The organism is Marinifilum sp. D714 (assembly GCF_030851345.1).
In the GTDB taxonomy this organism is placed as follows: domain Bacteria; phylum Bacteroidota; class Bacteroidia; order Bacteroidales; family Marinifilaceae; genus Marinifilum.
Genome location: NZ_JALPNU010000026.1, coordinates 1 through 12,551, shown reverse-complemented (window position 1 = coordinate 12,551; position 12,551 = coordinate 1). Strand labels below are relative to the sequence as shown.

The 12,551-nt window shown below is 35.6% G+C and carries 11 protein-coding genes; 2 read left to right on the top strand and 9 right to left on the bottom strand.

Annotated features, from left to right (window positions below):
• The 9 genes from murG to mraZ form a co-directional block, all read right to left on the bottom strand.
• A complete protein-coding gene (gene murG / locus M0051_RS16905; RefSeq protein WP_306742711.1) occupies positions 1–1,101 on the bottom strand; it encodes an undecaprenyldiphospho-muramoylpentapeptide beta-N-acetylglucosaminyltransferase in 1,101 nt (366 codons plus the stop codon).
• Positions 1,085–2,275, bottom strand: a complete 1,191-nt coding sequence (locus M0051_RS16900) for an FtsW/RodA/SpoVE family cell cycle protein (RefSeq protein WP_306742710.1) — start codon at positions 2,273–2,275, stop codon at positions 1,085–1,087. The genes murG and M0051_RS16900 overlap by 17 nt, the downstream gene beginning before the upstream one ends.
• Positions 2,276–2,287: 12 nt before the next feature.
• Positions 2,288–3,625, bottom strand: a complete 1,338-nt coding sequence (gene murD / locus M0051_RS16895) for a UDP-N-acetylmuramoyl-L-alanine--D-glutamate ligase (RefSeq protein WP_306742709.1) — start codon at positions 3,623–3,625, stop codon at positions 2,288–2,290.
• A 5-nt stretch (positions 3,626–3,630) separates the two neighbouring features.
• Positions 3,631–4,884, bottom strand: coding sequence for a phospho-N-acetylmuramoyl-pentapeptide-transferase (gene mraY / locus M0051_RS16890; RefSeq protein ID WP_306742708.1), 1,254 nt, complete (start codon positions 4,882–4,884; stop codon positions 3,631–3,633).
• 2 nt (positions 4,885–4,886) lie between these two features.
• Entirely contained in the window at positions 4,887–6,344 is a 1,458-nt protein-coding gene (locus tag M0051_RS16885; protein ID WP_306742707.1) for a UDP-N-acetylmuramoyl-L-alanyl-D-glutamate--2,6-diaminopimelate ligase, read from the bottom strand.
• A gap of 11 nt (positions 6,345–6,355) precedes the next feature.
• The gene (locus tag M0051_RS16880) at positions 6,356–8,473 is read right to left on the bottom strand and encodes a penicillin-binding protein (protein WP_306742705.1); all 2,118 of its coding nucleotides are present in this window, start codon (positions 8,471–8,473) and stop codon (positions 6,356–6,358) included.
• A complete protein-coding gene (locus M0051_RS16875; RefSeq protein WP_306742704.1) occupies positions 8,473–8,853 on the bottom strand; it encodes an FtsL-like putative cell division protein in 381 nt (126 codons plus the stop codon). Before M0051_RS16875 ends, M0051_RS16880 begins: the two co-directional genes overlap by 1 nt.
• A 1-nt stretch (position 8,854) precedes the next feature.
• Positions 8,855–9,760 (bottom strand): 16S rRNA (cytosine(1402)-N(4))-methyltransferase RsmH, encoded by a 906-nt coding sequence (rsmH, locus tag M0051_RS16870; protein ID WP_306742703.1) that lies wholly within the window; start codon positions 9,758–9,760, stop codon positions 8,855–8,857.
• Positions 9,761–9,824: 64 nt separating this feature from the next.
• Entirely contained in the window at positions 9,825–10,289 is a 465-nt protein-coding gene (gene mraZ, locus M0051_RS16865; protein WP_306742702.1) for a division/cell wall cluster transcriptional repressor MraZ, read from the bottom strand.
• A 207-nt stretch (positions 10,290–10,496) separates the two neighbouring features.
• Between mraZ and M0051_RS16860 the strand changes: the two genes are divergently transcribed.
• Together M0051_RS16860 and M0051_RS16855 are read left to right on the top strand one after the other, a co-directional pair.
• Positions 10,497–11,327: a 1-acyl-sn-glycerol-3-phosphate acyltransferase gene (locus M0051_RS16860; RefSeq protein ID WP_306742701.1), complete on the top strand. Its 831-nt coding sequence runs from the start codon at positions 10,497–10,499 to the stop codon at positions 11,325–11,327.
• 126 nt (positions 11,328–11,453) lie between these two features.
• A complete protein-coding gene (locus tag M0051_RS16855; RefSeq protein ID WP_306742700.1) occupies positions 11,454–12,434 on the top strand; it encodes a GNAT family N-acetyltransferase in 981 nt (326 codons plus the stop codon).
• Positions 12,435–12,551 lie beyond the last annotated feature (117 nt).

The following is a 12,551-nucleotide window of genomic DNA, read 5'->3' as shown; positions in this document are numbered from 1 at the left end:
TTATATCATTGCAAGAATGTGTTCTGCTATATCATCTGCGGCATCAGGTTTGGCAAGTAACTTACAATTCTTTGCCAACTGAGCACATCTTTCTTCCTTATTGATTAAGTCCAAAGCTTGTGGAATTAATTTCACTTCCGCTTCAGCATCCTTTACCATCACCGCAGCATCTTTATTTACCAATGCCATTGCATTTTTGGTTTGATGATCTTCCGAAACATTAGGCGAAGGCACCAAAATACATGCTTTCTCCACCAAGCACAATTCAGAAATGGTTCCTGCTCCTGCTCTTGAAATTACAATATCGGCAGCAGCATAAGCCAAATCCATACGGCTCAAAAAATCAATAAACTTTAAATTAGGCAAATCCCAATTTTCAAGCTCTTTTTTTACTTTTTCTATATAAAACTTTCCTGTTTGCCAAATCACCTGAACTCCTGATTGAGAAATGGCATCAAGTGAATTTAAAACACTATTGTTTATGGTTCTTGCTCCCAAACTTCCTCCAACAATCAAGATTGTTTTTTTATCAGGATTCAAGTCAAAATGCTTTAAGGCTTCCTCTCTTTTCGATTCAATTTCCATCAAATCCTTCCGAACAGGGTTCCCTGTCAACACAATCTTCTCTTTTGGAAAGAATCGCTCCATTCCTTCGTAGGCAACACAAATTTTCTTAGCCTTTTTAGCTAGTAATTTATTGGTGATCCCGGCATAGGAGTTTTGTTCCTGAATTAATGCAGGCACACCAAGTTTTGCAGCTACATGCAATAATGGTCCGCTGGCATAACCTCCAACACCAACAACAGCATCAGGTTCAAAGCCCTTCACAATTGCTTTTGCTTTCCAAATACTTTTTAACAAGCGAGGGAAAAACTTTAAATTCTCCTTCGATAAACTTCTTTGTAAACCGCGAATAGGCAATCCAACTATATCATATCCAGCAGCAGGAACTTTTTCCATTTCCATTTTTCCTTCGGCACCTACAAACAAAATTTCACAATCCTGATGCTTTTGTTTTAAGGCATTGGCAATAGAAATGGCCGGATAGATATGTCCTCCGGTTCCTCCACCACTAACTATTATTTTAATTTTCTGCTTCATTTAATCTTTTTTCTTCTTCGTTTGCCCAATTGCTAATACTTAATATCATCCCCAAAGCGGCACTGGTAAATATCAAGGATGTTCCTCCCATACTTACTAAAGGCAATGGCTGACCTGTTACAGGAATTAAATTCACCGAAACAGCCATATTTGTCAAAGCCTGAAAAACGATACTTAAGGTTAAACCTATGACCAAAAATGCAGGAAATGTTCTACTACATTTCCGAACTATTATTCCGGCCCGATACAGTAAGAACAGATATAAGGCAAGAATTCCAAAACCACCAATCCATCCCATTTCCTCTAGTATAATGGCATAAATAAAATCGGAATATGGATGTGGTAAAAAATTACGTTGTGTACTATTACCCGGCATTTTTCCAAAAATACCACCCGAAACAACTGCAATTTTTGCTTGTTCAACCTGGTAGTTTTGATTGTTGTTTATGCTTCGTTCTTCATCGAAAAAGTTCTCGATTCTACTACGAACCGTTTGAACACGACCTAAACTCGGAATTACCGGAGCCAATGCAATTAACAACACCAAAACAAGTAAAACAGCAGCAATACTACCAAACAAATATTTATAAGCTACACGACCTATAAACATCAAAATATAACAAATACCTCCCAATAAAACAGAGGTGGAAAAGTCATCTAAAAATATCAGAAAACACACTATTCCAATTGGAACAATCAGATGAATAAAAGCTTCTTTACTACATCCGACTTTCCCTTGAAACCTTGATAAAGTTCTCGAAACATGCAATATCAGAGCCAACTTTGCCAATTCAGAGGGTTGAAAATTAAATCCAATACCTGGAATTGTTATCCATCGAGAAGCGTCATTCAAATTCGTACCAATTAATTTGGCCAGTATCAGCATCCCAACAGATATTATTAGAATAATATTTGCAAAACTGGAATAATACCGATGCGGCATGGCATGTACAAAGTACATAATGACAAAACATCCACCCAATAAAACCAACTGTTTTATCAAGAAATAAGATGTGTTCCCTCCACGAACTTTATAAGCCAAGGTTCCTGTAGAGCTATAAACCACTAGCAACGAAACCAAAGACAACAGCAAAATGACAATCCAAATTACTTTATCGCCTCTTAGTTTAGGATTCTTAACCCAGTTCCATATTCTTGCCAGCCAGTTCTGCATAAACTATTCCTTTTACAGATTTCTTACTTCTTCTTTAAATTGATCACCTCGGTCTTCATAAGATTTAAACAAATCGAAACTTGCACATGCAGGTGACAACAACACTACTTCATCCTTATTAGCGATTTCATAGGATAATTTCACCGCTTTTTCCATTGAATCAGCGTCTACAATTGTCTTCACTCTTCCTTCAAAAGCCTTATGGATTTTTTCATTATCAACACCTAAACATACAATTGCCTTCACTTTTTCATCAACCAAATCAAAAAGTACTGAGTAATCATTTCCTTTATCAACACCACCAACAATCCAAACTACAGGCTCTTCCATGCTCTCCAAAGCATACCATGTTGAATTAATGTTTGTTGCTTTTGAATCATTGATAAACTGAATACCGCGCACTTTCACAACTTTTTCCAATCGGTGATTTACACCCTGAAAATCACTTAGACTCTCACGTATAGCATCTTTTCTAATGCCTAATACACTTCCGGCAATTCCTGATGCCAATGAATTATATACGTTGTGTATCCCAGGTAATGATAAATCCTTTTTATCCATAGATATTTTGTATTCGTTACAATCAATTGTTAACAATTCGTTCTCAAGCCATCCGCCTGTTTTCAGTTCTTCTTTAACTGAAAAAGGAAATAGTTGAGCTTTAGAGTTCCAATTCTCCATTTCTTTGCTGATGATTTCATCATCGCAACAATACACAAAAGCATCACTTTCTGTAAGGTTTTGTGTAATGCGAAACTTCGAATCGACATAGTTCTGCATTTTATAATCGTACCGATCTAAATGATCAGGTGTAATATTTAATAATATCGCAATATCCGCTTTGAACTGATACATTCCATCCAACTGAAAACTGCTCAATTCTAACACATAGTAATCAAAGTTTTTCTCAGCAACTTGCCAAGCTAAACTTTCGCCAACATTACCAGCTAAACCAACATTTAAGCCTGCTTTTTTTAGCATATGGTAAAGCATTAATGTTGTAGTGGTTTTGCCGTTACTACCAGTAATGCAAATCATCTTTGCATTGCTATATCTTCCTGCAAATTCAATTTCAGAGATTACAGGAATACCTTTACCTTTCAGCTTTAAAATTAAAGGCGCCGTATCCGGAATTCCAGGGCTTTTCACTACTTCATAAGCTGAAAATATTTTGTCTTCGCTATGTTCTCCCTCTTCAAAATCTATTTTATACTCTTGAAGAGCTTTTTTGTACTTATCACTAATTTTTCCAAGATCAGATACAAACACATCGAATCCTTTCGCCTGAGCCAGAACTGCTGCTCCAACTCCACTTTCTCCTGCACCTAATATGACAATTCTTTCTGCCATAAACATTAGCGAATTTTAAGCGTTACTATTGTAATCACCGCAAGGAAAATTCCGATAATCCAGAAACGAGTTACAATTTTTGGTTCCGGATAACCCTTCATTTGATAATGATGATGTAAGGGAGCCATTCTAAATATTCTACGGCCTTCTCCATATTTCTTTCTGGTATATTTAAACCATGAAACCTGCATCATTACTGATATATTCTCTACCAAAAAGATTCCACATAAAATAGGAATCAGCAATTCTTTATGAATGATAATTGCAAATACTGCAATGATTCCACCAAGTGATAACGAACCTGTATCTCCCATAAATACTTGTGCAGGGAATGAATTGTACCACATAAATCCAATGGTTGCACCAATAAATGCAGCTATAAATACTACCAGCTCACCTGAATTTGGGATATACATGATATTCAAATAGTCAGCATATACAACATGACCCGATACGTAAGCCAGAATCCCAAGTGTTGCTCCAACAATTGCAGATGAACCTGTTGCTAAACCATCCAACCCATCGGTAATATTTGCTCCATTGGATACGGCAGTAACAATAAAAATGGTAATAATGATAAATACCAACCATGCCAATTTAGGTGCATGCTCCCCCGCAAAACTTACAAGATATTCGTAATCAAACTCATTATTTTTAAAGAATGGGATAGTGGTTTTTGTTGATTTTACATCAGTTGTAAGTCTTGTAACACCAGGTTTCTCTGTAGTAAATCCTTCATCTACCAATTCTGTTTTTACACCAATTTCATCAATACTAGCTTTCTCTCGAATTACAACATCGTCACTCAAATAAAGAGTAAGACCAACAATTAACCCGAGTCCAATCTGACCTGCAACCTTAAATCTTCCCTTCAATCCTTCCTTATCTTTCTTGAATACTTTAATGTAGTCATCAACAAAGCCAATAAAACCCAACCAAACAGTTGTAATCACCATTAAAATGATATAGGTATTCTCCAGTTTTGCAAAGAGTAAAACTGGAATCAGGATTGAAATGATAATGATAATTCCTCCCATTGTAGGAGTCCCTTTTTTCTCAAGCTGACCAGCTAGACCCAAATCACGAACAATTTCACCGATTTGTTGTTTTTGAAGTAATAAAATGATTTTCTTCCCAAATACAGTTGAAATAAACAAGGACAACATAATTGCCATTGACGCACGAAACGAAATGTAATCGAACATTCCAGCACCTGGAAAATCTAACTGATTTAAATATCTGAACAAATAATAAAACATACCTACAGTTTAAAAATTTCTTGTATTACTTCTTTATCATCAAAATGATGTTTCACTCCTTTTATTTCCTGGTAATCCTCGTGACCTTTTCCAGCCACCAGGATGATATCTCCTTTTTGTGCCAACATACAAGCAGTACGAATGGCCTCTTTTCTATCGGTAATTGCTAAAACTTTTCTAATATTACATGCTTCAACACCTTCTTTCATATCCGAAATAATCTGATCTGGATCTTCCGACCTTGGATTATCAGAAGTCAAAATTACCTTATCACTTAAGTTCGAACTAATTTTTGCCATTGTTGGTCGCTTGGTTTTGTCCCTATCACCTCCACAGCCAACAACAGTGATTACCTGCTCATTTCTGGTTCGTAATGCTTCTATGGTTTCTAAAACATTTTTCAAAGCATCAGGAGTATGCGCATAATCAACAATAGCCATTACACCTTCCGGTGATATGATACTCTCAAACCTTCCATCCACTGAAGTTAGTTCGCTAATTCCACGAAGCACTTCCTCCTTCTCCTGATTTAATAATCTGGCTGCTGCATATACCGCCAATAAATTGTGTGCATTAAAATCTCCAATAAAATTGGTCCAGGTTTCCACACCATCAATCTCCAACAACATTCCTGTAAAATGCTTTTCCAAAATCTTACATCTAAAATCAGCAAAAGAACGAGTTGAATACAAAAACTTATGTGCTTTTGTATTTTGTAACATTAACTTGCCATTCTTATCATCAGCATTTGTAATGGCAAAAGATGTTTTACCCAAATCATCAAAAAAGCGCTTCTTCACTTTCAAGTAAGCATCAAATGTTTTGTGATAATCCAAATGATCATGCGTAATATTTGTAAATATTCCTCCTTTGTATTGTAATGCCCCAATGCGTCTCTGATCAATTGCGTGTGAACTAACTTCCATAAAGCAAAACTCGCATCCTTCAGCAACCATATCAGCAAGTAATGCATTCAATTGTAATGAGTCAGGAGTTGTATGAGTCGCTACAATTTCTTTCTCATCTACATAGTTTTTTACCGTTGATAACAAGCCCACTTTGTACCCTAACTTTTTGAATAATCGATACAATAAAGTTGCAATTGTTGTTTTCCCATTTGTGCCTGTAACACCGACCAGTTGAATGTCATGTGTTGGTTTCCCATAGTAGTTATGAGCCAATTCAGACAATACGACCAATGAATCCTCAACAATGATATAGGTAGTTTCAGAGTTGGTAACTTCTGGCAATTCTTCACAAACAATAACTTTTGCGCCTTTCTCTTCTACTGATGCTATATATTTGTGCCCATCACTAACAGTTCCCCTACACGCTACAAATAGGTCCCCTTCCTCTACTTTTCGCGAATCGAAATGAATGTTGTTGATCTCAACATCACTCATACCCTTTAGGCTTTCTATTTTAACCGAACTAAAAAGTTTATTTATCTTCACACTCATATCTTATTCTTTTAAGATAAATCAATAGTTATTATATCTCCCGAACGGAAATTGCTGCCTGGACGCAAGGATTGTTTGGAAACAGAACCAGCTCCCCGAACATTAACTCTCAACCCTACATTTTCCAATATATATAATGCGTCCTGCACTCCCATTCCTTTTACATTCGGAACCAAAAAGTTTTTTACTCGTCTGTATTTGTATTCAATTACAGAATCTTTACGAGATGTAACCACCCATTCTGTTTGAATTTCTGGATTTGTGATATCGATATTCAAGTCATCAAAAACCAAATCTAAATCCTCTTTGCTTCCGTTTAGCGAGATGGGCACTTTAGGTCCTTCCTCCTCTTCATTTATTCTTTCTGGATGCATTGAATAGCTCATCGCATAAACTTTATCGGCAATTGATTTAAAAACAGGGCCTGCCACTTGATTGCCATAAAATCCTTTGGTTTTATTTGGACGATTAATCACTACAATACAAGAATACATTGGGTCGTCAGCAGGGAAATATCCTACAAATGATGCCTGATATACCTTATGCCCATAACCTTTTTTACCGTCTGCAATCTGCGCCGTACCTGTCTTGCCTGCAATTTTATAGTTTGAATTCCTCAAGTTTCGGGCAGTGCCTCTCAAAACCACACCTTCCAGCATATTTTGGACGGTTTCCAATGTTTGTCCTGAACAAATCTTCGATTTTAAAACCTCATCATCAAACTTAGATATCACTTCACCATGATATCTAATTTCCTTAACAAATTTTGGTTTCATCATTTTGCCATCATTTGCAATTGCATTATAAAAAGTCAATGTTTGCAACGGTGTTTGATGAATCGAATATCCTATCGACATCCACGGTAATGAAATTCCAGACCAAGTTGGATCATCAGGATACTTGATTTTTGGTGTACCTTCTCCTCTAATTTCTAATCCAAGAGGTTCATTTAAACGAAAATCGTACAAACGATTAATAAATTCTCTTGGTTTATTTTTATAGTGTTCATCTACCAATTTCGAAATCCCAACATTTGAAGATTTCTCAAAAGCTTCCTGAACAGTTATCTTTCCATATCCTCCATAATGAGAATCTCTCATTTTGGCATTGTAAAAACGATAAATTCCATTACCCGTATCAACCGAATCCATTGGACCAACATAACCATCTTCCAAGAGAGCCATCATAGAGGCTAACTTAAAGGTTGAACCAGGTTCTGTTGCTTCTCCAATGGCGTAATTATACAACTCGCGATACACTTTTTTCTTCTCGTCATAACCAATGTTGGCAATTGCTTTAATGGCACCTGTCTTCACTTCCATTAAAATTGCAGATCCATGATGTGCATTATATTTTACCAACTGATGATACAAAGCCGATTCTGCCACATCTTGATAATTGACATCAATGGTTGTAATCAGATCATTTCCATCCTTAGGTTCCACCATATTTACAGGCAACCATCTTCCCGACATTTTTTGCATGATACTAACACCATCAACTCCTTTCAGCTCACTTTCAAAAGCCCCTTCCATTCCAACTCTACCTATTAACTTGTTGTTATCCTCTTTATTCAGATAACCAATGGTTCTTGTAGCGAGATTTCGGTGAGGTTGTTGTCGTTTATTTTCTTGTTCACAAATTAAACCGCCTTTGTTTTTGCCCAATCGGAACAATGGAAAAGTTTTAATCACCTTAAGTTCATTGTAGTTTACCTTACGGCGATTTATCAGGACATACCGGTTGGATTTTTTCTTGTACTTTGAGTTCCATAAAAATCGACGATATTCATTCTTCGATTTGTCATTAAAAAATCTTGACAAACAAAGAGCCAAAGAATCAACTTTGGATTTAAACACTTCATCAGTTAATCCTGAAGCTCTAAAATCCATTCTTAACTGATAATATGGCAATGAGGTTGCTAAAAGACGTCCATCTTCAGCACATATATCACCTCGATTGGCATGCACGGTTACATCTCGTTGTGAGATCTTTTGAGCCTTTCCTCTCCAATAATCTCCTTCGAACAATTGTAAGGTCACAACGCGTCCTACAATCATTAATGCAAAAAGCATTACAACTGCATACACCAAACCAACTCGCCATATGATATCTTTTTTTATTGGCACTATTTATCGATGTAAATTTTTACAGGAGGTTCTGTTGATTCAATCAAACCCAAACCTTCCTTTTGAACTCGTTTTAAAACTTCCGATTGCTTACTCATATACATTAAATCCGAAGCCGTTGTAATCGACTCGAATCTTAAATCTTTCAATTCCTTTTCAAGACTAACCATATCTCTATAAACCTTTTCTGATTTATATCGATTACTGATATAAAAAATACCAAGGCAAACCAAAAAAAGCACAAATGGCAATTGCTGAACAACTGCCGATTTAGTTAAAATACTACCGTCGATAAAATCCTTTACCGAAGCACTAGAAATCTCCTTCTGCTCTTTGGTAGGACTTACAAAATCGTTGTATTTCTTTCTAAATCTGAACATACTATTTCAAATTTGGTTTTGCAATTCTAAGCTTGGCACTTCTTGCTCGACCGTTTCTTTCAATTTCTTTTTCGGTTGGCAAAATCACTTTTCTATTCACACTTGTAAGTGGTGTTTGAACATTGCCAAAGAAATCTTTCTCGGCTCCTCCTTCAAACTTACCATCACGTATGTAGTTTTTCACCAACCGATCCTCCAACGAGTGATAAGTTATCACTACCAATCTACCTTCAGGCTTCAATACATCCGCACACTGCTCCAGCATTTCCTTGAGAACATCCATTTCCTTGTTCACCTCAATTCTTAGTGCTTGAAACACCTGAGCCAAATATTTATGATCTTTAAACTTTGGCACACATGGAGCGATCACCTCTTTAAACTGCTGAATGGTTTCAAAATTGTTCTCTTTGCGATAATTTTCAATCAATTTCACCAACTTACCAGGATTCTTCACTTCTCCATACATTTTGAAAATCTTAAACAAATCTTCAACATCGTAATCATTAAGAATATCAGCTGCCGTAAAATCTGAACTCTGGTTCATCCTCATATCCAAATCACCATCGAAACGGAAAGAAAAACCACGCTCTGCAACATCAAATTCGTGAGAAGAAACTCCTAAATCAGCTAAAATTCCATCGATCTTCTCATACCCCAGGTACTTTACAAAGTTTTTGAAGTATCTGAAATTGTGACGAACGAAAATAAAATTTTCATCATCCGGAACATTGGCTTCAGCATCTTCATCCTGATCAAAACCGATCAATTTTCCAGTAGTTAAATGCTTTAATATTTCTCTTGAGTGACCACCTCCTCCAAAGGTTAAATCCACATAGATTCCCTCAGGATTGATTTTCAATCCCTCAATACATTCATCCAACAAAACTGGTATATGATATTCACTCATTTCTAATCTTTTAATCACTATTTAAATCAAGCGCGAAGAAAGCCAATGTTTTTCTCAAAATCAATTATAATTCAGGATTAATACTCCCTCCTAAAATCTCATTTGCCAGACTGCTAAAATCATCGTCTGACAGTGCTGGTTTTTCGTAGGCTTCAGTATCCCAAATTTCGATCTTATCATCCTGACCTGCTAAGGTGATTTCCTTTCTAAAGCCCGCAAACTCAAAAAACTTTTTGGGAATTAAAATCCTTCCATTACTATCAATCTGAACCTCCGCTGTACCTCTGTAAAATTCACGCATAAAAGCCGCATGCCTTTTATTGAATGTATTAACTCTGGCTCTAACCATCTCAATTTGCCTTTCCCATTCTTTCATCGGATACAAATCAAGACACCTGTCATGCAGGTTTTTTCTAAGCACACAGCGATTCTCAGAATCTCCATTTAGAAGCTTCCGAAACGCTGAAGGCAGCAACACGCGCCCTTTTGCGTCCAATTTGCATTGATAATCGCCTATGAATGTTTGCATTAAAAAAATCGATTTACAATTGTAAAATTAGAGAAAAAAACTCCCACTTTCAACCACATACTCCCACTTTTATTGTATTGTTGATAACTTTTCTTTGCTGCAACAATTATTTATTCTTCAGGATGTTCTATTAAGCCCTTAAAATTGGACTAACAATGCAATAAATTTGCGATATTTGCTAGCCTAAATAATCTACGCTAAACTTTTATGGAAAGTAATTCAGATAATTATTTAAAAATTGATATCGAAAAAGTATTTGCAAGTAAAAGCGAAAAACTGACAAAGCTTCTTCCTGGTTTTATTGTGCGATATTTGAAACGCATCATTCATCAAGATGAAATCAACGATTTTCTATCTAGAAATTATCAAAAACAGGGCATTGAATTTGCCGATAGTGTTTTGGAGGAACTTGATATTAAATTCAAAGTTGAAGGACTTGAAAACATTGACAAAAATGGAAGATATTTATTTGCTTCTAACCATCCACTTGGAGGTCCCGATGGAATTATCTTGATTAGTATTTTTGGAAAAGAATTTGACGGCATAAGATTTCTGGTAAATGATATCCTAATGAATATCAAAAACCTAAACGATGTATTTATTCCAATTAACAAACACGGAGGTCAAGCAAAAGCTGCTGCAATTTTATTGGAAAATGCATACCAATCCGAATCTACTATTCTAACATTTCCTGCAGGTTTAGTCTCTCGAAAACAAAAGGGGAAAATTGAGGATTTAGACTGGAAGAAAAGTTTTATTGCAAAATCAATAAAACACAAAAGGGATATTGTTCCTATATACATGGATGGCAGAAATTCTAACTTTTTTTACAACTTAGCCAACCTAAGAAAGTTCTTTGGATTAAAATCTAATTTGGAAATGTTATATTTGCCAAACGAACTGTTTAAGCAAAGAGGTAAAACTTTTACAGTTAGAATTGGAAAGCCTGTTTCTTATAAAACTTTTGACAAGAGCTTATCGTATGATAAGTGGGCAGAAAAAATGAAAAGAGAAACTTACAAACTTGCAGATCACTAAAAACGAATATTACTTTTATCAAAAATTAAATAACATTAATATTATTTGTTTCGATTAGTGATTAATTTCGTTGCCCATTAAAACCAAAAATAAAACCATCCTACTTAGGATTAACACCACTTTAAAATGAAAGAAATTATTCCCCCTGTACCAAGAGAAGAGCTTGAAAAAGAGCTAACAGAAGAGAGATTTGTACGCAAGACCAACAAGGGGTCTAATGAAATCTATTGCTTTACTCATCACGACTCTCCTAACTTAATGAAAGAAGTTGGTCGATTAAGAGAAATTACCTTTAGAAAAGCTGGTGGTGGAACTGGTAAAGAGCTTGATATCGACAATTTTGACATTGATGAAAAACCGTATCACCAATTAATTGTTTGGGATCCTAAAGCCAAAGAAATTTTAGGTGGTTATCGTTATATTTTGTGTAGCGAAGCTCCTGTTGATGAAAATGGAGAGACTTATTTGGCAACATCAAGACTTTTTAACTTCTCCGATGATTTTAAAAAGAACTATATGCCTCACATGATTGAACTTGGCCGTTCTTTTGTTCAACCTGATTATCAATCAATAAAAAAAGGAAGAAAAAGCTTGTATGCTTTAGATAATTTATGGGATGGACTTGGTGCTTTAATTGTTGATTATCCTGAAATTAAATATTTCTTTGGCAAGGTTACCATGTATCCTGATTACAATAGAGATGCAAGGAATCACATTTTATATTTCATGAACAAGATGTTTAATGATGTAGAAAAATTGGCATGGCCAACCACTCCACTTCAAACAAACATGGATGAAGAACAATTGGCGAAAGATTTTTGCGGTGAAACTTTCGATGAGAATTATAAAATTTTATCACAAAATGTAAGAAAAAACGGGGAAAACATTCCTCCGCTTATCAATGCTTACATGGGTTTATCGCCAACAATGAAATGTTTTGGCACTGCAGTGAACACACACTTTGGCGATGTTGAAGAAACAGGAATCATGATTACGATTGCAGATGTTTACGACCAGAAGATAGACAGACACACATCGTCATATTTATCGTTTCTAAAGATCAAATTACCTAAGAAACCAAATCTGAATATCTTCAAGAAAAAATAAAACTAAATGTTATAAAATAAAAGACACTGTCCCACAAAGTGTGTAAATGAAATTTAGAGGGTTAGATGTTTAGTCTGACCCTTTCTTCAAATATAGTTAAAAACTGATTTAAGATCA